Annotated in this window: 19 protein-coding genes and 2 pseudogenes; 10 read left to right on the top strand and 11 right to left on the bottom strand. The window is 73.0% G+C overall.

The window, feature by feature from the left end; genetic code table 11:
• Positions 1–10: 10 nt before the first annotated feature.
• Positions 11–1060 (bottom strand): class I SAM-dependent methyltransferase, encoded by a 1050-nt coding sequence (locus ACH4EB_RS01435; RefSeq protein WP_398345189.1) that lies wholly within the window; start codon positions 1058–1060, stop codon positions 11–13.
• Between the two features lie 370 nt (positions 1061–1430).
• Positions 1431–2699: a bifunctional adenosylcobinamide kinase/adenosylcobinamide-phosphate guanylyltransferase gene (locus ACH4EB_RS01430; protein ID WP_398345188.1), complete on the bottom strand. Its 1269-nt coding sequence runs from the start codon at positions 2697–2699 to the stop codon at positions 1431–1433.
• 239 nt (positions 2700–2938) lie between these two features.
• Here ACH4EB_RS01430 and ACH4EB_RS01425 point away from each other — a divergent pair, with 239 nt between their 5' ends.
• Positions 2939–3148, top strand: coding sequence for a hypothetical protein (locus tag ACH4EB_RS01425; protein ID WP_398345718.1), 210 nt, complete (start codon positions 2939–2941; stop codon positions 3146–3148).
• A 95-nt stretch (positions 3149–3243) separates the two neighbouring features.
• On the opposite strand, the gene ACH4EB_RS01420 is transcribed toward ACH4EB_RS01425, so the two are convergent.
• The 3 genes from ACH4EB_RS01420 to ACH4EB_RS01410 all read right to left on the bottom strand — a co-directional run bounded on the left by ACH4EB_RS01420 (position 3244) and on the right by ACH4EB_RS01410 (position 5921).
• Entirely contained in the window at positions 3244–4353 is a 1110-nt protein-coding gene (locus ACH4EB_RS01420) for a S1C family serine protease (RefSeq protein ID WP_398345187.1), read from the bottom strand.
• Positions 4354–4509: 156 nt separating this feature from the next.
• A complete protein-coding gene (locus ACH4EB_RS01415; protein ID WP_398345186.1) occupies positions 4510–5226 on the bottom strand; it encodes a class I SAM-dependent methyltransferase in 717 nt (238 codons plus the stop codon).
• 98 nt (positions 5227–5324) lie between these two features.
• A complete protein-coding gene (locus tag ACH4EB_RS01410) occupies positions 5325–5921 on the bottom strand; it encodes a DUF3043 domain-containing protein (protein ID WP_398345185.1) in 597 nt (198 codons plus the stop codon).
• Positions 5922–6224: 303 nt separating this feature from the next.
• Here ACH4EB_RS01410 and ACH4EB_RS01405 point away from each other — a divergent pair, with 303 nt between their 5' ends.
• The 5 genes from ACH4EB_RS01405 to ACH4EB_RS01385 all read left to right on the top strand — a co-directional run bounded on the left by ACH4EB_RS01405 (position 6225) and on the right by ACH4EB_RS01385 (position 12946).
• The gene (locus ACH4EB_RS01405; RefSeq protein WP_398345184.1) at positions 6225–7025 is read left to right on the top strand and encodes a PspA/IM30 family protein; all 801 of its coding nucleotides are present in this window, start codon (positions 6225–6227) and stop codon (positions 7023–7025) included.
• Between the two features lie 147 nt (positions 7026–7172).
• Complete coding sequence (locus tag ACH4EB_RS01400) at positions 7173–7451, top strand: hypothetical protein (RefSeq protein WP_398345183.1); 279 nt, start codon at positions 7173–7175, stop codon at positions 7449–7451.
• 79 nt (positions 7452–7530) lie between these two features.
• Entirely contained in the window at positions 7531–8829 is a 1299-nt protein-coding gene (locus ACH4EB_RS01395) for a sensor histidine kinase (RefSeq protein WP_398345182.1), read from the top strand.
• A complete protein-coding gene (locus tag ACH4EB_RS01390) occupies positions 8826–9512 on the top strand; it encodes a response regulator (protein WP_398345181.1) in 687 nt (228 codons plus the stop codon). The genes ACH4EB_RS01395 and ACH4EB_RS01390 overlap by 4 nt, the downstream gene beginning before the upstream one ends.
• A 272-nt stretch (positions 9513–9784) precedes the next feature.
• Positions 9785–12946, top strand: a complete 3162-nt coding sequence (locus ACH4EB_RS01385; RefSeq protein WP_398345180.1) for an efflux RND transporter permease subunit — start codon at positions 9785–9787, stop codon at positions 12944–12946.
• An 81-nt stretch (positions 12947–13027) separates the two neighbouring features.
• Here the strand turns inward: ACH4EB_RS01385 and ACH4EB_RS01380 are convergent.
• Positions 13028–13227 (bottom strand): annotated as a pseudogene (locus tag ACH4EB_RS01380) (DUF397 domain-containing protein).
• Positions 13206–14050, bottom strand: a pseudogene (locus ACH4EB_RS01375) (helix-turn-helix domain-containing protein). Before ACH4EB_RS01375 ends, ACH4EB_RS01380 begins: the two co-directional pseudogenes overlap by 22 nt.
• 345 nt (positions 14051–14395) lie before the next feature.
• Here ACH4EB_RS01375 and ACH4EB_RS01370 point away from each other — a divergent pair.
• A complete protein-coding gene (locus ACH4EB_RS01370) occupies positions 14396–14764 on the top strand; it encodes a hypothetical protein (RefSeq protein WP_398345179.1) in 369 nt (122 codons plus the stop codon).
• A 144-nt stretch (positions 14765–14908) separates the two neighbouring features.
• Entirely contained in the window at positions 14909–15457 is a 549-nt protein-coding gene (locus ACH4EB_RS01365; RefSeq protein WP_398345717.1) for a Uma2 family endonuclease, read from the top strand.
• Positions 15458–15564: 107 nt separating this feature from the next.
• Here the strand turns inward: ACH4EB_RS01365 and nadA are convergent, their stop codons facing one another.
• A complete protein-coding gene (gene nadA / locus ACH4EB_RS01360) occupies positions 15565–16752 on the bottom strand; it encodes a quinolinate synthase NadA (RefSeq protein WP_398345178.1) in 1188 nt (395 codons plus the stop codon).
• Between the two features lie 313 nt (positions 16753–17065).
• Between nadA and ACH4EB_RS01355 the strand changes: the two genes are divergently transcribed.
• Positions 17066–17419 (top strand): iron-sulfur cluster assembly accessory protein, encoded by a 354-nt coding sequence (locus ACH4EB_RS01355; protein ID WP_031004115.1) that lies wholly within the window; start codon positions 17066–17068, stop codon positions 17417–17419.
• A 170-nt stretch (positions 17420–17589) separates the two neighbouring features.
• On the opposite strand, the gene ACH4EB_RS01350 is transcribed toward ACH4EB_RS01355, so the two are convergent.
• On the bottom strand, positions 17590–19116 hold the full coding sequence (locus ACH4EB_RS01350; RefSeq protein WP_398345177.1) for a hypothetical protein: 1527 nt from the start codon (positions 19114–19116) through the stop codon (positions 17590–17592).
• 98 nt (positions 19117–19214) lie between these two features.
• Positions 19215–19463 (bottom strand): hypothetical protein, encoded by a 249-nt coding sequence (locus ACH4EB_RS01345; protein ID WP_398345176.1) that lies wholly within the window; start codon positions 19461–19463, stop codon positions 19215–19217.
• Positions 19464–19604: 141 nt separating this feature from the next.
• On the opposite strand from ACH4EB_RS01345, the gene ACH4EB_RS01340 reads away from it, so the two are divergent.
• Complete coding sequence (locus tag ACH4EB_RS01340) at positions 19605–20579, top strand: carbohydrate kinase family protein (RefSeq protein ID WP_398345175.1); 975 nt, start codon at positions 19605–19607, stop codon at positions 20577–20579.
• Positions 20580–20713: 134 nt separating this feature from the next.
• On the opposite strand, the gene ACH4EB_RS01335 is transcribed toward ACH4EB_RS01340, so the two are convergent.
• Positions 20714–22102: a cysteine desulfurase/sulfurtransferase TusA family protein gene (locus tag ACH4EB_RS01335; protein ID WP_398345174.1), complete on the bottom strand. Its 1389-nt coding sequence runs from the start codon at positions 22100–22102 to the stop codon at positions 20714–20716.
• Between the last annotated feature and the right edge of the window lie 244 nt (positions 22103–22346).

Genomic DNA, 22346 nt, shown 5'->3' with positions numbered 1-22346 from the left:
TCGGCGCAGATTACCGGGAACGGCGCCCGGCGGCCCGCTCCGGGTCGGCCGGGGCGCCGCCGGAGCCGGGACCCGCCCCGGCCGGGCGGGCGTCCGGGCCGGGACCCGGGGCACTCCCGCGCGTGCCGAAGCGGATCTCGGTGACCGAGCGGGCGGGCGTGTGCAGCAGCGGTACGTGCTCCCGCCACCGGGCCAGGCGCCCGGCCAGCGGCCCGCGGCCCGGCGGCGGCACCTCGCGCACCGCGACGATGTTCGGGTGCGCGCCCGCCACCCCCGGCCGGTCGCCGGCGTTCATGCCCCAGCGCAGCGGCGGCGTGCCCGGGGCCGTACGGACGCCCGTACGCGGCCGGGCCCGGCCCGCACACCAGCGGGGCACCGTGTCGAAGACCAGCGCCCCGCCGGGAAAGCGCTCCGCGCACGCCGCGAACAGGGCACGCACCTCGGGCGGCCGGAGGAACATCAGCAGCCCGCGCGCCGTCACCACGACCCCGCGTTCCGGCGCGCCGACCGCGTCCAGCCAGCCGGAGTCGGTCACCGGGCAGGCGAGCGTCCACCGCCGTGGCCCGTCCGGCAGCAGCATCCGGCGGACCGCGGCGGTCTCCGGGGGCTCGACGGCCAGCCAGCGCAGCCGCCCGTTGTCCAGCCGCCAGAACGCGGCCCCCAGCCCCTCGCCGAGCGCGACGACCGTGGCGCACGGATGCCGCCGTACGTACGCGCGGACGGCGGCGTCGATACGACGCGATGCGCTGGTCACCGAGCTGTCGCCGTCGGCGAGCGGGGCGCCCGGGGTGGTGATGTGGCTGCCGGGGCCGGTGGCCGGGGCGGCGGGCCGGTTGGCCGGGCCGGCTGCCGGGCTGCCTGCGCCGGGCATCCGGGTGCCCGGGCCGGTCGTCCGGCCGGCCGGGGCGGTGCCGTTCACGCCGGTCACCTGAGGGTCGCCCACTTCGCTCACCTGAGCGTCGCCCACCTCGGTCACCTGACCATTCGCCTCGGTCACCTGATCGCTTATCTCGGTCACCCGGCTGTCCGAGCCGGTCGCCGGGCTGTCCCTATCGGTCACCGGGTCATCCGTATCGGTCACAGGACCAAGACCACCCGGCGTCGCGGGCGCGGGCAAGGGGACACGGGCGCGGCCCGGCCCGTGTCATCCGCGCAGCGCAAGGCCGCGGCGCTCGGTCACGGCGCTCGGTCACGACGCGAGGCCGCGGCGCTCGGCCACCAGGCGAGGCCGTCCCCGCAGCACGAGGCCACCCACGTCGTGCAAGATCGTCCCCGCAGCGCGAGGCCGCCCTGTGGCGCGTGGTCAGCCGCGCGTCGGGAGGCCGCCCCCGCAGCGCGGCCGCCCCCGCGGCGCAAGCTCGTCCCCCAGCGCAAGGCCACCTCCACGGCGCGGCCGGCCCCGTGGCGTGCCGTCACTCCACGGCGCGCCGTCACCCCCGCAGCGCGAGCGCCTGCCCGGCGACGACCAGCAGGACGTGTTCGCACTCGGCGCCGAACATCGCGTTGAGCCGCCCCAGCTCGTCGCGGAAGCGGCGGCCGGACGCGGTGGCCGGGACCACCCCCGAACCGACCTCGTTGCTCACCGCGACCACCGGACGCCGGGCCCCGCGCACCGCCGCCACCAGCTCGTCCACCCGCGCGCGCAGCTCCCGCTCGCCGCCCGCCGCCCACTTCTCGTCGTCCCACGCGCCGACCTCGTCCATGGCGTGCGTCAGCCACAGGGCGAGGCAGTCGATGAGCAGCGGCGAGTCGTCCGGGGCGGCCGGTCCGGCGGGCCCGCCCGGCCGGTCCTCGGGCCGGGCGCCGCCTTCGAGGAGCGGCAGCAGGTCACAGGTCTCCGTCGTACGCCAGGACGCCGGGCGGCGCTCGCGGTGGGCCGAGACCCGCGCGGCCCACTCCGTGTCCCCGTCCCGGGTGCCGCCGGTCGCGACGTACAGCACGTCGGGGAAGGCGGCCAGCCGCCGCTCGGCCTCCGCCGACTTGCCGCTGCGCGCACCGCCCAGCACCAGTGTGCGGCGCGGCAGGTCGGGCACCGCGTGGTACTCGCCGACCAGCAGCGACGTGCCGTCCGGCACGGTACGCGCGCCCGCCGCCGCCAGCCGGCGGTGCAGCTCGGGGCCGGGCGGCACGGTGTGGTCCAGGTGGACGCCCAGCACGTCGGTCGCCGCGTCCACGGCGCCGCTCGCCCGCAGCCGCGCCAGCGCGTCCGGCCGGCCCGGCACGTCCAGCAGGACCATGTCGTACGGGCGGGTGCCCCGGCCGTGCCCCTCGCCCTCGACCGGGCCGGCCGGCGCGGCGCCCGGCGGCAGGTACAGCAGCCGTTCGCCGTCGGCGCCGCCGACCTCGTAGCCGGTGCCCGGCACGTCCACGGCGACGGCCCGCACCCGGTGTCCGTCCAGCAGGGCCAGTTCCCGGCCGTCCGCGACCCGGCCCGGCTGCGGCAGCCCGGCGGGCACCTCCATGGCCGGCCCGTCGTGCGGGTGCGAGAGGAGCACCTGACGTACGGCGGTGAGCGAGTGCCCGGCGCGGGCGGCGGCGAAGGCCGGGCCCGGCGTCAGGTCCAGGAGCAGTGCCCCGTCGACGAGCAGTGCGGTGGCCGCCCGCGCCTCGTCGCCGACGGCGGAGGCACAGGCGGCGCAGGGGCAGCCGGGGCGCGGCAGCCCGCGGGGGGCTCCGGTGCCGAGGAGAGTCAGTTCCACGCGCCGATTTTCTCCCGCCCGCGCCGACCGGGCGCGCGGGGGCCCGTCTCGACACGGCCGTTAGGCTGCGGAACAGCACGTACGCAGGACGTATGAGGGACGTACGCCGCGCGTTCGCGGGGAATACGCCGCTCGTACGGCGCTCGTCGAAGGACAGCAGCAGGACGGCACCGCGGCGCGCCGCGGTGCCGCGGCGGTACGCGAACCAGCAGGCACTCGGTGGGACCCAGGAGGCGGACATGGCATGGACGTGGCGGTTCGAGAAGGCCGACGGCACGGAGGCGGAGCCCGCGGTGCGGCCCGAGGACTTCACGACCCAGGGGGACGCGGAGTCCTGGGTCGGCGAGGTGTGGAAGGACCTGCTCGACGGGGGCGTGGACCAGGTCAGGCTCTTCGAGGACGGTACCGAGGTGTACGCGGCACCGATGAGCCTGCACGCCGCGGGCTGAGCGGCGCGCCTGCCGGACCGGGCACGCACCGGTCCGGCAGGCGCCCGGCGCCGGTCCGCTCCGGCGGGCCCGGTGCCTGCCCGCCACCGGGCCGTCTAGATCGTCCCCAGCGTCACCCGCACCGTCTTCTCGGAGCCGTCCCGGTCGACCGTGACGTCCACCTTGTCGCCCGGTTTGTGGCCCGCCAGCGCCTCCGACAGGGCCTGCATCGTCCGGACGGCCGTCCCGTCGAACTTCACGACGACGTCACCGGCCTCGATGCCCGCCCGGTCCGCCGGTCCGTTCTCCTTGACGCTCGCGACGCTCACCCCGGCGCCCTCGAAGTCCGCGCCGACCAGGGTGCGGCCGGTGATGCCGAGCGCCGCCCGGCCCGAGTTGGTGACCTTGCCGTCCTTGATGATCTGGTCGGCGATGTTGCGGACGGTGGACGCCGGGATCGCGAACCCGATGCCGGGGGCCGCTCCCTCGCCCATCTGCGGGTCCGTCGCGGCCAGTGTGGGGATGCCGATGACCTGGTCGGAGAGGTTGACCAGTGCGCCGCCGCTGTTGCCGGGGTTGATCGCGGCGGAGGTCTGCACCATGTTCGCGATGGTCGCGCCCGTACCGCCGCCGCTGCTGGGCTCGCTGACGGTGCGCCCGGTCGCCGAGACGATGCCCTGGGTGACGCTGCCGGACAGCCCCAGCGGGCTGCCCATGGCGAGCACGATCTGCCCGATCTCGACCTTGCCGGAGTCGCCGAAGGTCGCGGGCTTCAGGTCCTTCGGCGCGTTGTCGATCTTGATGACGGCGAGGTCCTGCTCCGGGTACGAGGCGACCAGCGACGCGTTCAGGGAGCGGCTGCCGCGCGCCGTGGTGACCTTGAACTTCTTGCCCGCGCCGACGACGTGGGCGTTGGTGACGACGTGGCCGCGCACGTCGTACACCACGCCGGAGCCCAGCCCCTCCCCGGTGGTGATCTGGACGACCGACGGCAGGACGTCCTTGACCACCTTCTGGTACGCGCTCTGGAGGTCGTTGCTGATGCTGGGGGCCACCGCCTTCGCGGGGGAGGTGGCGGCGGCGGGGGCCGACGAGGAGACGTCCGTGCCGGGCCCGGAGGAGGAGTCGGAGCCGGCACCGGAGCAGCCGGCCACCAGTGCGGTCGCGCACAGGGCGGCGGCCGCGGCGACCGTCGCCCGGTGACGGGAAGTCAGTGAAGGCGTCATGTCTGAAGTGTCCCGTCAGGGCGCCCGGCCCGCCGCCCGATCGGGCGCCGTGGCGAGAAACCGCGTCACCGCCGGCTCCCCGTACCGCGGATCGGACGCCACCGGCTCCGCGTGCGTACCGCGTGCGCGCCGCCTCCCGCTACCGCGCGCCCCCGGCTACCGTGCCTCGCCGCCCGGCCCGCCCCGTACGCCGCACAGGTGCAGGAGTGCCGCCACCGCACGGTACGGGTCCGTGCGCCCGGCCCGGTCCTCGGCGGCCAGCAGCCGTTCCAGCTCGCCGTCGGGCGGCAGTGGCGCGTCGTCCGCCGCGAGGTCGGTGAAGATCCGTACGCCGTACCAGGTCTCCAGGGGCGCGCCGATCCCGTCGAGCGTCGCGGTCAGCGCGGCCAGGCGGTCGGCGCGCGCCTTCAGGCCGAGGCGGTTGACGTACTCGGTCGTGTCGAAGGCCGGCAGGGCGGCGTCCCAGTCACCGGCCAGGCCGGGCCGCATCGCGAGCGCGTCGGCGTTGCGCACGACCAGGGACAGCAGTCCGCCGGGGGCCAGCACGCGCGCCAGCCCGGCCAGTACCGGGTCCGGCTCCGCCACGTACATCAGCACGCCGTGGCACAGCACGACGTCGAAGGCGCCGGGGAGGAAGTGCGCGCCGGTGTCCCGGCCGTCCCCCTCGATCAGCTCCATCCGTTCCTGGATGCCGGCCGGCTCCTGCGCCAGCGCCGTACGGGCCGCCGCGAGCATCGCCGGGTCGTTCTCCAGGCCGGTGACCTTGTGGCCGGCCCGGGCCAGCCGCAGTGCCTGGGTGCCCTGCCCCGCGCCCACGTCGAGCACCCGCAGCCGCTGCCCGACCGGGAAGCGCGCCGCGATCTGCTCCTCCACCTGGCGGGCGACCAGTTCCTGGCGGACCGTGTTGCGCAGTCCGCCCAGCCCGCCGAGCCATCGCCGAGCGCCGGGCGAGAAGCCCGAAGAGGTTGCGTTCAGGGCCGCTCTCCGCGCTTGACCTGCGGCTTCGGCAGGCGCAGTCGGCGCATCTGGAGCGTGCGCATCAGGGCGTAGGGCTTGACGCCCTTGTGGCTCTCGTCCGGGAAGCGCTGCTTGAGGCGCTTGCTCAGCGAGAACCACAGCACGAACGAGTCGATGACGATCAGCACGATGATGAACAGCCACAGCAGGAGCGCGATGTTCTGGATCCCGGGCTGGCGCAGCATCGTCAGCACCAGGATGATCACGGCCATCGGCAGGAAGAACTCCGCCACGCACCAGCGCGAGTCGACGAAGTCGCGCGCGAAACGGCGCACCGGGCCCTTGTCGCGCACCGGCAGGAACCGCTCGTCACCATTGGCCAGTGCCTCGCGCTGCCGGGCCATGTCGGAGCGGCGCGCCTCACGCGCAGCCTTCTGCGCCTCCTTGCGGTTGGCCGGAGTGTGCGCGCGTGTGCGGCGCTGCGACTGCGCCTCGCTGCGCTTCGGCGTCGGGCGGCCCTTCGGGGCCTGCGGGTCGCGGGGCTGCTTTGGCTCGGACGCGGTCACCTTGGCGGTCGCGGCCTGCTCATCCTTCGAACGGCTTCGGAACACACACGCAAGAGTACGGGTTGACCGCGCATGGACCACAGCGGCATGGGGAACGATCCGGCAACGGCGCGGGCCCATGGCGGCCACCCCTCGTGGGGCATATGGGGCGAAAGGGGCGCGGCGTGGGTTCCCGGGACGGTCCCTACTCCTTGCGCCGGACAGGGCGGCATCCTGATCGTCCTCCAGGAGGAGCGCATCCGGGCCCGAACAGTGCGGTAATGGAACCGGGGCCCGTACTGTGGGGTCTGTAGATGTGCTGGAGCCGAAGCCCGATGTAACTCGGTCAGAAGGGGGCGCGCGAGGCCCATGAGCGGTGTCATGAAGCGGATGGGGATGCTCTTCCGCGCGAAGGCCAACAAGGCCCTGGACCGGGCCGAGGATCCGCGCGAGACCCTTGACTACTCGTACCAGAAGCAGTTGGAGCTGCTCCAGAAGGTGCGTCGCGGCGTCGCCGACGTGGCGACCTCGCGCAAGCGCCTGGAGCTCCAGCTCAACCAGCTCCAGAACCAGTCCGCCAAGCTGGAGGACCAGGGCCGCAAGGCCCTCTCGCTCGGCCGCGAGGACCTCGCCCGCGAGGCACTGTCCCGCCGGGCCGCCCTCCAGCAGCAGGTGACGGACCTGGAGACGCAGCACCAGACCCTCCAGGGCGAGGAGGAGAAGCTCACCCTCGCCGCCCAGCGGCTTCAGGCCAAGGTCGACGCCTTCCGTACGAAGAAGGAGACGATCAAGGCCACGTACACCGCCGCCCAGGCCCAGACCCGGATCGGCGAGGCGTTCTCCGGCATCTCCGAGGAGATGGGCGACGTCGGCATGGCCATCGAGCGCGCGGAGGACAAGACCGCGCAGATGCAGGCCAGGGCCGGCGCCATCGACGAGCTGCTGGCCTCCGGCGCGCTCGACGACCCGACCGGCATGGCCAAGGACGACATCACCGCCGAGCTGGACCGCCTCTCCGGCGGCACGGACGTCGAGCTGGAGCTCCAGCGGATGAAGGCCGAGCTGGCCGGCCCGGGCGCCGACAAGCAGGCCATCGAGGGCGGCCAGGCGGGCCAGGGGCAGCAGGCCCCGCAGGCGCAGCCCGGGCAGCCGCGTTTCGACAAGCAGTGACGGCCTGCGGCGGTTAGCCTCGTCGGGACCGCTGCACGGGGCCGGGCCCGCGTACCGGGCCGGGTCCGCGCACCGGACCAGGCCGCCGCACCGGACCGGGTCCGCGCACCGGACCAAGCCGTCGCACCGGACCAGAAGGAGACCGTCGTGATCGTACGGATCATGGGGGAGGGGCAGGTGAAGCTCGACGACGCGCATTTCGTCGAGCTGAACAAGCTGGACGACGAGCTGCTGGAGGAGATGGAGGGCGGCGACGAGGAAGGCTTCCGGCGCACCCTCGGGGCCCTTCTCGACGCGGTCCGCCGCCTCGGCAGCCCGCTGCCGGACGACGCCCTGGAGCCGTCCGAGCTGATCCTGCCCGCCGGGGACGCCTCCCTCGACGAGGTCAGGCAGATGCTCAGCGACGACGGTCTGATCCCGGGCTGACCTGCCGCCCGGCCCGCACCACCTCCAGCGCGGGCAGCGCCCCGGATCCCGCACGGGACCGGGGCGCTACCGTTTTCCCGTGACTCCCCTCGCCCCCGGGCAGCCCGGTCCGCGTCCGGGCGGCGGCCCGCTCGCCTGGATACGCGCCCACCCTCGCGCGTTCGACGCCGCGCTGGCACTCGCCGTCGTCGTGACGGTTCTGGTCGGCGCGGTGGCCGAGCCGCACGGACCGCACGGGCCCCGGTTCGGCGGACGCGAACTGACCGGCACGACCGTGGTCCTCGCCGTCGCCGCCGGCGGCGCCCTCGTACTGCGCCGCCGCTTCCCGCGCAGCGTCCTGGCGGTCACCGGCGTCTGCACCGTCCTCGAACTGCTCCTGGAGAGCGGGGCGCCGCGCGCCCCGGTCTTCTGCTCCGTGGTCATCGCGCTGTGCACCCTCGCCGCCCGCACGGACCGCTCCACCACCTGGCGCGTCGGCGCGCTGACCGTCGTCGTGCTCACCGCCGCCGCGATGCTCCTCGGGGACCGTCCCTGGTACGCGCAGGAGAACCTGGGGATCTTCGCGTGGACCGGCATGGCCGCCGCGGCCGGTGACGCGGTCCGCAGCCGGCGCGCCTTCGTCGCCGCCATCCGGGAACGGGCCGAACGCGCCGAGCGCACCCGCGAGGAGGAGGCGCGGCGCCGCGTCGCCGAGGAGCGGATGCGCATCGCCCGCGAGCTGCACGACGTGGTCGCCCACCACATCGCCCTGGTCAATGTGCAGGCCGGGGTCGCCTCGCACGTCATGGACAGCCGCCCGGACCAGGCCAAGCAGGCGCTGGCGCACGTACGCGAGGCCTCCCGCTCGGCCCTCGACGAGCTGCGCGCCACCGTCGGCCTGCTGCGCCAGTGCGACGACCCGAAGGCGCCCACCGAACCCGCGCCGGGCCTCGGCGTGCTGGATCAGCTCGTGGACGGCTTCGAACGCGCCGGCCTGCCCGTCGCACTCGACGTCCCGGGGCCGGTGGACGCGCTGCCCGCGGCCATCGACCTCACCGCGTACCGCGTCGTCCAGGAGGCGCTGACCAATGTGCACAAGCACGCCGGCGCGGGCGCCCGGGCGACGGTCCGTATCGTGCGGGACGCCGAGACCCTGACCGTCACGGTCCTGGACGACGGCACCGGCCCGGACCACGGCCCCGGCGCCCCGGGGCCGGGCGGCGGCCACGGCCTGATCGGCATGGGCGAACGCGTCGCCGCCCTGCGCGGCACCGTCGAGACCGGCCCCCGCCCGGCCGGTGGCTTCCGGGTACGCGTACACCTGCCGCTCCAGGCGGCGCAAGCCACCGACCGGGCCGGCCGGTCCGGCCGCATCTGCTGCCCGGGGGAGCCCGAGTGACCATCAGAGTTCTGCTCGCCGACGACCAGGCGCTCCTGCGCAGTGCCTTCCGTATCCTCGTCGACTCCGAGCCCGACATGGAGGTGGTGGGGGAGGCGTCCGACGGGGCCGAGGCGTATGAGCTGACGCGGGCGACGGGAGCCGACGTCGTCCTGATGGACATCCGGATGCCGGGGGTGGACGGGCTCGCGGCCACGCGGATGATCACCGCCGATCCCGGGCTGACCGCCGTACGCGTGGTCATCCTGACCACCTTCGAGGTGGACGACTACGTGGTGCAGGCGCTGCGCGGCGGGGCCAGCGGTTTCCTCGGCAAGGGGGCCGAGCCGGACGAGCTGCTCAGCGCCATCCGGATCGCGGCGGCCGGGGAGGCGCTGTTGTCACCGGCCGCGACGAAGGGGCTGATCGCCAAGTTCCTGGCCCAGGGGGAGGGGCCGGCCGAGGGCGGCCCCGGGCGGCCGGGGGCGGCCGGGCTGGACGCGCTGACCGGGCGGGAGCGCGAGGTGCTCGGGCTGGTCGCGGGCGGCCTGTCCAACGACGAGATCGCCGAACAGCTCGCGGTCAGTCCGCTCACGGTCAAGACGCACGTCAACCGGGCCATGGCCAAGCTGGGCGCGCGCGACCGGGCGCAGCTCGTCGTCATCGCGTACGAATCGGGGCTGGTCCGCCCACGGGTGCAGTAGCGGGTGGAGACCGCCGTACTCCGATCGCTGTACGGCGGGTGGGGCGGAAACCGACCTGCGATCGAGGAAAAGCGGGTGGGGCGTGGCGGATCGTTTATGCGGGCCAGTGGTGCCCGCCCGCCGGAACGCCGTGCGGCAGTGCGTACCGCCACGCCGTGCGGCAGTGCGTACCGCCACGCCGTGCGGCGGTGCCGTACGACAACGCCGTACGACAACGCCGTACGGAACGGCCGTACAGAACCGCCGTACAGAACAGAAGAGAGACCCCACCCATGTCCTGGCTGTCCCGACTCAGCCTCGTACAGCGGGGCCTGATAGCGCTGATGTCGATCGTCGCGGTCGCCTTCGGCGCCATCGCGATCCCCCAGCTCAAACAGCAGCTCCTGCCCACCATCGAACTGCCCATGGTGTCCGTGCTGGCGCCCTACCAGGGTGCCTCGCCCGACGTCGTCGAGAAGCAGGTGATCGAACCGCTGGAGGACGGAATCCAGGCGGTCGACGGCATCAAGGGCGTCACCTCGACGGCGAGCGAGGGCTCGGCCGTCATCATGGCCCAGTTCGACTACGGCAACGACTCCAAGCGGCTGGTCGCCGACGTGCAGCAGGCCGTCAACCGGTCCCGGGCCAAGCTGCCGAAGGACGTGGACCCGCAGGTCGTGGCCGGTTCGACGGACGACATCCCGGCCGTCGTGCTGGCCGTCTCCGCGACCGGCACGGACCAGCAGGCGCTGGCTGACCGGCTCGACCGCAGCGTGGTGCCCGGCCTGAAGAACATCGAGGGCGTCGGCCAGGTCACCGTGGACGGCGTCCGGGACCGCGTCGTCGCCGTCACCCCCGACGACGCCAAGCTCGCGCAGGCCGGGATGACGGCCGCGGCGCTCGGCCAGGCGCTGGAGGCGGGCGGCGCGTCCGTGCCCGCCGGTTCGTTCGCCGAGCGGGGCCGCAGCAACACCGTCCAGGTCGGCTCCGGTTTCACCTCCGCGCAGCAGATCCGGGACCTGACGCTCACCCCGGCGGCGGGCCCCGGCGGCTCCGGGGGCGGCGCGGCGGGCAAGCCGGTCCGCCTCGGTGACGTCGCCACCGTCACGGAGGAGCAGGCCACCCCGGCCTCCCTCACCCGCACCAACGGCAAGCCCAGCCTGGCCGTCATGGTGACCATGGGCCAGGACGGCAGCGCCGTCGACATCTCCGAGGCCGTCCAGGACCAACTGCCCGGCATCCGTACGGCCCTCGGCAAGGGCACCGAGGTCACGGTCGTCTCCGACCAGGGCCCCGCGGTCTCCAAGTCCATCGAGTCGCTGACCACCGAGGGCCTGCTCGGCCTGGTCATGGCCGTGATCGTGATCCTGGTCTTCCTGCTCAGCCTGCGCTCGACGCTGGTCACCGCGGTCTCCATTCCGCTGTCCGTCGTCATCACGCTGATCGTGCTGTGGACCGGCGACCTGTCGCTGAACATGCTCACCCTCGGCGCGCTGACCATCGCCATCGGACGGGTCGTCGACGATTCGATCGTCGTCCTGGAGAACATCAAACGCCACCTCGGCTACGGCGAGGAGCGCCGCGAGGCCATCCTGACCGCCGTTCGCGAGGTGTCCGGCGCCATCACCTCCTCCACCCTCACCACGGTGGCGGTCTTCCTGCCCATCGGCGTGGTCGGCGGCATGGTCGGCGCCCTGTTCGGCTCGTTCTCCATCACCGTGACGGTCGCCCTGCTCGCCTCCCTCCTCGTCTCCCTGACCGTCGTCCCGGTCCTCTCCTACTGGTTCCTGCGCGCCCCGGAGATTCCCGAGGGCACCGACCCCGAGGAGCTGCGCCGGGCCGCCGAGGCCAAGGAGAGCGGCAGCCCGCTCCAGCGCCTGTACGTCCCCGTCCTGCGCTTCGCCACCCGCCGCCGCGTCACCAGCCTGGTCATCGCCGTCGTCGTCCTCCTCGGCACCTTCGGCATGGCCCCGCTCCTGAAGACCAACTTCTTCGACCAGGGCGACCAGGACACCCTCAGCATCAAGCAGGAGCTGACGCCCGGTACGAGCCTGGCGGCCGCCGACGCGCAGGCCAAGAAGGTGGAGCAGGTCCTCGGCGGGCTCGACGAGGTCGAGGACTACCAGGTCACCGTCGGCTCGTCCGGCTTCATGGCGGCCTTCGGCGGGGGCAGCGGCGCCAACCAGGCGTCCTACCAGCTCAAGCTGAAGGACTCGGCGGACTCCGCCAAGGTCACCGACAAGCTCCGCGCCGCACTCGACAAGCTCGGCAAGGACATCGGCGAGACCACCGTCTCCTCCGGTGGCGGCTTCGGCAGCCAGGACCTGAGCGTCGTGGTCAAGGCCGCCGACGCGGACGTACTGAAGAAGGCGTCCGAGCAGGTACGGGCCACCGTCGCCGGGCTCGACCACGTCACCGACGTGCAGAGCGACCTGGCACGGAGCGTGCCCCGCATCTCCGTCCAGGCCAACGCGAAGGCCGCGGCGGCCGGTTACAGCCAGGCCACCCTCGGCCAGGTCGTCGCCCAGGCGGTGCGCGGCACCACCAGCGGCAAGGCGACGATCGACGACACCGAGCGGGACGTCGTGATCAAGTCCGCCCACCCGGTCACCTCCGAGGCCGGCCTGCGCGACCTGGCCGTACCGACCCCGGCCGGCCCCGCGAAGCTCGGCGACCTGGCCACGATCCGTACGGTCGCGGGCCCGGTGCAGACCACCCGTATCGACGGCGCCCGGTCGGCCACCGTCACGGCCAAGCCGACCGGCGACAACACCGGCGCGGTCACCGCCCAGCTCCAGTCCAAGATCAAGGACCTGGAGCTGCCGGAGGGCGCCACCGCCGAGATCGGCGGTGTCTCCCAGGACCAGAGCGACGCGTTCTCCTCGCTCGGCCTGGCCATGCTCGCCGCCATCGCGATCGTGTTCATGCTGCTGGTCGCGACCTTCCGGTCCCTCGTCCAGCCGCTGATCCTGCTGATCTCGATCCCGTTCGCGGCCACCGGCGCGATCGGCCTGCTGGTCGCCACGGGCACCCCGATGGGCGTCCCGGCGATGATCGGCATGCTGATGCTCATCGGCATCGTCGTCACCAACGCGATCGTGCTGATCGACCTGATCAACCAGTACCGCGCCCAGGGCTACGGCGTCGTCGAAGCCGTCGTCGAGGGCGGCCGCCACCGCCTGCGCCCGATCCTGATGACGGCCCTCGCCACGATCATGGCCCTGCTCCCGATGGCCCTCTCCATCACCGGCGACGGCGGCTTCATCTCCCAGCCGCTGGCCGTGGTCGTCATCGGCGGCCTGATCACGTCCACCCTCCTGACGCTGCTCCTCGTTCCGACGCTCTACGCGATGATCGAACTCCGCAAGGAACGGCGCGCGGCCAAGCGGGCGGCCCGCCGGGCCGAAGCCGCCGACGAACCGGAGCCCCGCACGGCGGAGCCGGCGGGCGTCTGACGCCTCCGGCACGACCGGCCCGTCCGGCAGCCATGGTCCAGCCCGTCCCAGGAGGTCTCCGGGACGGGCTGAGCTGCTGCGTCAGGCCGCCTTGAGGACAGCGATGAACGCGGTCCAGGAGGCGGTGGGGAAGGTGAGTATGGGGCCGTGGGGGGTTTGCTGTCGCGTACGGGGACGATGCCGGGGAAGTCTTCGGCGATCTCGACGCAGTTGCCCCCATTGGTGTTGCTGTAGCTGCTCTTGCGCCAGCGGGCCGCGCTCAGCTCGGGCGTGTGTCGCATGGTTTGTGGTCCTCCATCGCCTTTCGGATCAGCTCCGCCGACTCAGTCAGGGAGAGAGCGTTGGCGCGCAGCACTTCGTACTGCCGCCGCCACTTCTTCACCGCTTCCGGATCCTCGCAGAGGTGACCGGCCTCGATGCCCTTTTCGTAGGCTGCTGTGGAGCCGTTGGGCAGTGCCGGCAAAGTCAGGGCGCCGCTCATCAGTGAGTGAGGGCCGGCGCTGAAGGGCATCATCTGAACCTCGCTGTTTGGAGTATTCCCCTGCTCCAGCAGCGAAGCCAACTGCTGGGACATGCAGCTCTTGTCGCCGACCTGCCGCCGCAACACCGACTCATCGATGATCGCCCAGCGGAAGGGAGCAGAGTCCGTCTGTTGGCGCTCCTTGCGGGACATTCGTGCTGCGACCCGTTCTTCGACCTGCTCCTCGGTCAGGTCTTCCTGGCAGCGGAGCAGCACTCGGGCGTACGCCTCCGTCTGGAACGGCCCAGGCACAACCTGCGGCTCGTAGTTCTCGATCGTCTCGGCCCGCGCCTCCAGATCCATGAACCGCCGGTACTGATCCGGATGCGCTTCCCGCTTCGCGAGTTGGTACAGCCCGTGGAAGTACTCGCCCCGTTCCGAAGGCCGCGTCCAGCCGGGGCGGCAGGTCGGGGGGGCATCAGTTCCGCCGTCTCGATGCGGGCCAGGGTGCTCTTGCTGGAGCTGACCACGGATGCCAACTGCACCAGCGACAGTTTCGCGGCCTCGCGCAGGCGGCGCTGTTCGGAGCCGAAGTAGTGGCGGGCGGAGACGTACGGGGTCAGGTTCTGGGGTGTGAATTTCACGGCGTCCGCCTCTCTGCCGTCCCCATCTCAACGATGGGACGGCACGCCCCTGTTGAGGCCCACGTCACACGGTGACGATGGTGATGCACACGGTGGTCGCCGGGTGTTCAAGGGCGTTGTAGAAGGCGAGAACCCATGTTTCATCGCATCGCGGTTTCATCGCATCGCGCGGTTCGCCGCGGCGCTGATGTGCGGGCGGCAGCGGGCAGCCGTCCCGCTGCCGGTACCGGCCAAGTACTACGGGTCCGCCGTCAGGGCGCCGCGCCGGCGGCCCGAGGTTCCGCTGTGCGGGGAGGCGAGCGCGCTGGTACGGCCGTATGCCCTGTCGCCGGAGGAGTTCCGTGCGTGGCGGTCGAGCCGCGCCGGATCCACGGCGCGATGACCGGTGAACGGCGCGGCGTACCGCTGCGACTGCTTCCGTGGGCCGCGCCCGGGGGTGGGGCGTGCTATCTGAGCACGGATGACGCGGGGAGCCTTCTGTCCTTGCTCGCCGACGAGGTGGAGGAAGGGCTGCTGAGGGCCGCGGAGGACCTGGTGACGGCGGACGCCGGTCCTGGGGAGCTGCGCCGCGCGCTGCGCGACGTACTGCGTATCGCGGTCAGCCGGGGCGCCCGGCTGACGCGGGACGAGGCGCCGCCCTGTGCGCACGGGGCGACCGAGCGAAGCGGCGGCAAGACGTTCTGCTGCGGCTGCCGACGGCAGATCTATCTGTGAGCCGGGCCGTGGGCCGTGTCCGCCAGCCGTATCAACTACGCTGGCATCAGCCGTCCGACCGCGTCCGCGATCCGGGATCAAGGCCCCTGACCGCCGTCTTCGAGGCGCCTGGAGGAAGCCGTGACCGCCGAACTCCCCGACTGGATGATCCCGCCGAGGCCCAGTGGCTGGGAAGCCGACGACCTCGACCACCTCCCTCAGGCGCCGCGGCACACCGAACTCATCGACGGAGCCCTGATCTTCATGATGTCGCCGCAGCGGTCCTGGCACTCCCGGCTCGTGGAGAACCTGACCTTTGCCCTGCGGCAATCCGCCCCTGCCGGGTTCGAGACCGAGCGGGAAATGACCGTCCGGCTCGACAAGAAGAGCCGCCCCGAGCCGGACATCCTGGTCACCACCGCCGCGTACGATCCCGACCGGACCTGGTACGCGCCCGAAGACGTTGCCCTGGTCATCGAAGTCGTCTCGGAGGAATCAGCGGACCGTGACAGGTCCCTGAAGCCCTTCAAGTACGCACAAGCCAAGATCCCCCACTTCTGGCGCATCGAGGACGAGGCCGGCGTCCCCGCCGTCCACACCTATGAATTCGACGGCATGACCTGCGCCTATGTGGCCACCGGCATTCACCGGGACCGGCTGAGGGTTTCCGTACCGTTCCTCGTCGACATCGACCTCGACAGCCTCGTGCCCTGACCCCGGCTGCCGTGCGTCACGGCACCACCACGTGGCCGTGGGGCCCGCACCGGCCTCCCCGGCCGGTGCGGGCCCCACGGGCCTTGGTCCTGCGCGCCCAAGGTGCCCTACGGCAGCGCCAGCATCCGCTCCAGCGCCAGCTTGGCGAAGCTCTCCGTTTCCCGGTCGACCTGGATGCGGTTGACGAGTTTGCCGTCCGCCAGGGATTCCAGGGCCCAGACCAGGTGCGGGAGGTCGATGCGGTTCATGGTGGAGCAGAAGCAGACCGTCTTGTCGAGGAAGACGATCTCCTTGTCCTCGGCGGCGAAGCGGTTGGCCAGGCGGCGGACGAGGTTCAGTTCGGTGCCGATGGCCCACTTGGAGCCGGGCGGGGCGGCTTCCAGGGCCTTGATGATGTATTCCGTGGAGCCCACGTGGTCGGCGGCGGCGACGACCTCGTGCTTGCACTCGGGGTGCACGAGGACGTTCACGCCGGGTATCCGGGCCCGTACGTCCTCGACGGATTCGAGCGAGAACCGGCCGTGCACGGAGCAGTGCCCGCGCCACAGGATCATCTTCGCCGCGCGGAGCTGCTCGGCGGTCAGGCCGCCGTTGGGCTTGTGCGGGTTGTAGACGACGCAGTCGTCCAGGGACATGCCCATGTCGCGTACGGCGGTGTTGCGGCCCAGGTGCTGGTCGGGCAGGAACAGCACCTTCTCACCCTGTTCGAAGGCCCAGTCCAGCGCCCGCTTGGCGTTGGAGGAGGTGCATATCGTGCCGCCGTGCTTGCCGGTGAAGGCCTTGATGTCGGCGGAGGAGTTCATGTACGAGACCGGGACGACCTGCTCGGCCACGCCGGCCTCGGTGAGCACGTCCCAGCACTCCGCGACCTGCTCGGCCGTCGCCATGTCGGCCATGGAGCAGCCGGCCGCCAGGTCGGGCAGGACGACCTGCTGGTCGTCGGAGGTCAGGATGTCGGCGGACTCGGCCATGAAGTGGACACCGCAGAAGACGATGTACTCGGCGTCCGGCCGGGCCGCCGCCTCGCGCGCCAGCTTGAAGGAGTCGCCGGTCACGTCCGCGAACTCGATGACCTCGTCGCGCTGGTAGTGGTGTCCGAGGACGAAGACCCGGTCGCCGAGCTTCGCCTTGGCGGCGCGGGCCCGCTCGACGAGTCCGGGGTCGGACGGGGCCGGCAGATCGCCGGGGCAGTCCACGCCGCGCTCGCTCTTGGCATCGGCCTCGCGGCCGAGGAGGAGCAGCGCGAGCGGGGTCGGCTGGACGTCCAGGGGCTGGGCGGTGGTCACGACACGCACCCTCTCTTTTCCGTGTATGAGCGCGGCGTAGCCGCTCCAATGGAGAGCCGGTTCCGGCACCGGGGGCCGGCGGTGACGCCGGAACCCTTTTCGTCGATTTGACGCTATCTATCATAGCCGCTTCACGTCACTTTGACGATGGGCATAGCGTCGATGTGACGCATCCCTGTGCCCGGACCGCCCGCGACCCCGCCCCGGTGTGCGAGCATGAAAGACGAAAGAACGAGTACACGTCGCGCCAGCCGGAATGAATTCCGGGCCCCGTCGGTTGCAGCCGAGGGCAAGCGGTCCGTACAACCCGGGAGAGATGTAGATGAGCGTTCAGGACGAGACCACCGTCAGCGACGGCATCATCCTGTCCGACGCGGCCGCGTCGAAGGTGAAGGCCCTTCTGGAGCAGGAAGGCCGCGACGACCTCGCGCTGCGGGTGGCCGTCCAGCCCGGCGGCTGCTCCGGACTGCGCTACCAGCTCTTCTTCGACGAGCGGTCGCTCGACGGCGATGTCGTCAAGGACTTCGACGGAGTCAAGGTCGTCACCGACCGGATGAGCGCCCCGTACCTGGGCGGCGCCTCGATCGACTTCGTCGACACCATCGAGAAGCAGGGCTTCACGATCGACAATCCGAACGCCACGGGCTCCTGCGCCTGCGGCGACTCCTTTAGCTGACCCGCTCGGCGAAGGACGGCAGAACGTACGACGGCGGCGCTCCCCTCAGGGGGAGCGCCGCCGTTGTCGTGTCCGCCGGGGGCGAGAGTCTCGGGAGGGCGGGCGCCTCGGGGGCGCGCGAGGCCCGGGGTACGCGAGATCCGGTCATTCGTCGCCCGGAACCATCGGCGTTACTGCGCCGGGACCTCCTTGCCCGTGGCCGCGTCGATCACGTCCCGCCCGGCCAGCGGCTTGTCCAGCGGCACCGTCCGCGTGAACTGCTTCGCCATCTTCACGCAGATCTGGTTCGGCTTCTTCTCCTTGCCGATGACCTCGGCCCGCACACTCTTGCCGGTCTGCTCGGCGGTGGCCGAGTAGGTGCTGCACACGCCGCCCCAGAAGTGCAGTTTGAGCGACTTGCCGTCCGCGCTGAGCGAGTACGACTCCAGGCCCATCGCCCCGGCCTTGCCCGACGGCTTGCCGCTGCGGGGCGGTTGCGCGGAGGCGCCGCCGTCGCCGTCCTTGACGTACTTTGGGTCGACGGCGGGGTGCGTGACCGTGCCGGCGCCCGTCTGCCGCACCGTGTAGAGCCACGAGGGCACCAGCGCCTGGCGGCCGTCGACGTACTGGGCCGAGAGCCCGAAGACCGCGCCGGTCACGTCGGCGGGCTTGCGCGCGGCGGCGTTGCCCGCGCACGGCTCGACACCCCGGCCGTCGGCCTTCTTCTGCGGCTCGGCCGTCGCGCACCCGCCGGAGCCGGAGTCCGCGCCGCCGTGCGCGGCGTTGAGCCGCTCCAGCGTCTTCTCGGCGCTCTGCACCGGGTACGTGTCGCCCTTCACGGGCTGCGCCAACTGCCCGCTGCCGCCGACGACCTGGCCGTCCGAGCCGATCTGGATCTCGCTCTGCCAGCCGTACGTGGGCAGCCCGCCGACGACCGGGTTGGCGCTGACGATGCGTACCGCGCCGGACAGCCCGCTCGCGTCCAGCTCGGCGTCCTTCTGCCCGAGCGCGTCCAGAACGGGTTGCGCCGCCTTCTCGGCCTCCTCCCGGGAGACGGCGTCCGTGCCGCTGGCGTCCCCCTGGGTGGTGCCGTCGCCGCCCCGGTAGGACGGGCAGCCGGGCCCGCCCGCCTGCGAGCCGCTGCCGCCGCCCTTCGGCGCGGGCTCCGCGCAGCCGGTCCCGCCGGGGGTGCCGTACTGCGAGTACGTCCAGGCGCCCGTGCCGCTCTTGGCCACCTGGAGGACGGGGATGCGCGCGTCCCGCGTCAGGCCGCCCACCTTCCAGGAGTCGCCGTCCGAGCGCACCTTGCCGGGCAGGCCCAGGGCCTTCGCCAGCCGGGCCACCGCCTCCTGGGTGACCTGGCCGGGCCGGTAGACGGGCGCCGAGGAGGGGCCTTCGGGCAGTTGGCCCGTCGCCCGGTAGCCCGAGCCCTGCGGGTTCGGCTCGCCGGGCGCGATCCCGCTGCGCGAGCCCGCCTCCTTCGCGTGACCGTCCAGGGCGAGCGGCGGCGGGCCGCCCTCCGGACGGGCACCGGCGCCGCTGTCCCCGCCGCCGGCGGCGGTCGAGGCCCAGTACGCCGCGCCACCGCCGGCCAACAGCACCGCCGCGGCCACCGAGGCCGCGATCAGCGGGCTGCGCCGCCGCCGTGCGGTCGTCTCCCGGGTGTCGTCGCTGGAATGCTCCCCGCCGGACGCGGGGGGAGTGTCCTCGGTGCTCACCGCATCGCTCCTTCGGCTCCGCTGAACAACTGACATGTCCCCCTCCGTGGGGAGGACGCCGGTTGGACGGAGCCGACGCGTCCGCGGTTCCCCCGGACTCAGTCCCCGTACTCGGACATGCCGCTGACCAGGGCCTTCGAGGACGCGGGGACGCTGATGCCGTGCAGTTCGCGGGCGGGCGGCGGCGGTGCCTGGCGGCCGCTGCGCCAGTGCGGCGCCATCCGCGCGCAGTCACCCAGCAACTGGGCCATGGACTCCGGTCCGTCCGCCGAGCCGGGGACGGAGCGGGGGACGGCGGCGCGAACGCCGGCCGAACGGGGTGTGACGCCCTTCACATGCTTGGTCATACGGGCACCGTACGCATCTTCCGCCTCGCGAAGAAAGCCCTACTATTGGGTAGTTTTTGCTGGTGGGAGCGGATCGGGCCAGCCGGTACCGTTGACCAACGTCCGTCCCGTCCTTCCGCCTTCCGCAGGAGCAGACCCGTCGTGCGTATCGCAGTCACCGGCTCCATCGCCACCGACCACCTGATGACCTTCCCCGGCCGTTTCGCCGACCAACTGGTCGCCGATCAACTGCACACGGTCTCCCTCTCCTTCCTTGTCGACGAACTCGACGTCCGGCGCGGAGGCGTGGGCCCCAACATCTGCTTCGGCATGGGCCAGCTCGGCACCGCGCCGATCCTGGTCGGCGCCGCCGGCAACGACTTCGAGGAGTACCGCGCCTGGCTCGACCGGCACGGTGTGGACACCCGCTCGGTCCGCATCTCCGAGGTCAAGCACACCGCCCGCTTCGTGTGCACCACCGACGCCGACCACAACCAGATCGGCTCCTTCTACACCGGCGCGATGAGCGAGGCGCGGCTGATCGAGCTGCAGGCCGTCGCCGAGCGCGTCGGCGGCCTCGACCTCGTCCTGATCGGTGCGGACGACCCGGAGGCCATGGTCCGCCACACCGAGGAGTGCCGTACCCGCGGCATCCCCTTCGCGGCCGACTTCTCCCAGCAGATCGCCCGGATGGACGGCGAGGGCATCCGTACCCTCATGGACGGCGCCGCCTACCTGTTCAACAACGCGTACGAGTCGAGCCTCATCGAGTCCAAGTCCGGCTGGACCTCCGAGGAGATCCTGGCCAAGGTCGGCACCCGGGTGACGACGCTGGGGGCCGACGGCGTCCGGATCGAGCGGGCCGGCGAGCCGGACATCGTCGTCGGCACCGCCGAGGAGAAGACCAAGGCCGACCCGACCGGCGTGGGCGACGCGTTCCGCGCCGGCTTCCTGTCCGGTCTGGCCTGGGGCGTCGGCCTGGAGCGCGCCGCGCAGGTCGGCTGCATGCTGGCGACGCTGGTCATCGAGACCGTCGGCACCCAGGAGTACGAGCTGCACCGCAGCAACTTCATGGACCGCTTCACCAAGGCGTACGGGCACGAGGCCGCCGCCGACATCCAGGCGCATCTGGCCTGATCCGGTCCTCGCGGGTGCGGCGGTCCGGGCACGGGCCGCCGCACCGTGCGGTTCCGGGGCGGCCCCGGGCCGTACGGTGCCGGGGCGCTCCCGGTCCGTACGCCCGCGGCCGCCCGGCCGGTCGGCCGCCCCGGTCAGACGAGGCGCCGCACCACATACGCGGTGCCCCGCCCGGCCGCCCGCTCGCCCACGTACTCCTGGCCCCGCATCCCGCACCACGCGGGAATGTCCAGCCGCGCCGCCTCGTCGTCCGCCAGGACGGTCAGGGTGGCGCCCACCGGCACGTCGCCGATCACCTTCGCCAGCTCGATGACGGGCACCGGGCAGCGTTTGCCCAGCGCGTCCACGACGTGTTCCGCGGCGGGGGCGGGGGCGGTCTCCGGCCGCGCGGCCGCCGGGGCGCCCAGGTGCTCCCGTACGGAGCGGACCGCCTCCGGGAGGACGTCCAGGAAGCGGTCGACGTCGGCCTCGGCGGTGCCCGCCGGCAGCGACACCCGGACGTTGCCCTCCGACAGCACCCCCATCGCCCGCAGCACATGGCTGGGCGTCAGCGTGCTGGACGTGCAGGACGACCCGGACGAGACGGAGAAGCCCGCCCGGTCCAGCGCGTGCAGCAGGGTCTCCCCGTCGACATAGAGACACGAGAAGGTGACCAGATGGGGGAGCCGGCGCACGGGGTCTCCGACGACCTCGGTGTCGGGCACCGCCTCGGCCACCCGCGCCCGGATGCGGCCGACCAGCTCCCGCAGCCGTACCGCCTCGGCCGCCGCCTCCGCCTGTACGGCCCGCAGCGAGGCCGCCGCGGCGACCACCGCGGGCAGGTTCCCGAAGCCCGGCACCCGGCCGGACTCCCGCTCGTCCTGCGGGCCCTGCGGCGCGAACCGGGTGCCCTTGCGCACGGCCAGCAGTCCCACACCCGGCGGACCGCCCCACTTGTGCGCGCTGCCCGTCAGCAGCGACCAGGCGCCGCCGACCGGCCCCCAGGGGAGCGACTGGGCGGCGTCCACCAGCAGCGGTACGCCCGCCTCCCGGCAGGCCGCCGCAGCCTCCTCCACCGGCTGCTCGGTGCCCACCTCGTGGTTGGCGGACTGCAGGGCCGCCAGCGCGGTGTCCGGGCGCAGCGCGGCGGCGAGGTCCCCGGCGGCCACCCGGCCCGTACGGTCCACGCCGACCTCGGTCACCGTGCCGCCCGCCGCCTCGTGGGCCGCGGCGGCGTGCAGGACGCAGGAGTGCTCCACCGCGGAGTGCACCAGGTGGCGGCCGACACGCCGACGCGCGGCGAGCGTGCCGGACATGGCCGAATGCACCGCCTGCGTCCCCGATGGAGTGAAAACGAGCTCGTCGGGGCGGCAGCCGACGGCCTCCGCCGCGGCCTCCCGCGCGGCGTCCAGCAGGAGCCGGGCGCGGCGGCCCTCCCGGTAGGGGCGCGCCGGGTCGGCCCAGCCCTCGTCGAGCGAGGCGAGCAGGGCCTCCCGGGCGACCGGGTGCAGCGGAACGGCCGAGGCGGCATCGAAGTAGGACACGCCCCAGACGCTAGCGCGTCGTGAGCCGGTGCCGGGCGCGGCGTCAGATGGCTGCCGGAGCCCGGCATTCCGGGGCTCCGGGGGCTTCCCCCGGATGCCGCAGCCACCCCTTCGGGGAGCCGTGCGGCGCGTTGGGCACCCTCCCCGCGCGACCCCAAATAGCGTCCAGTAGGGTTTGGTCCGCATAAACATCCAAACCCCTGCCCGTGCCAGGGCCGGCGACCGACCAGCGAGACGGCCGCAG

It is taken from the genome of Streptomyces sp. NPDC018045, assembly GCF_044327445.1.
In the GTDB taxonomy this organism is placed as follows: Bacteria; Actinomycetota; Actinomycetes; order Streptomycetales; family Streptomycetaceae; genus Streptomyces.
This window is presented reverse-complemented; position numbering and strand designations above follow the sequence as displayed.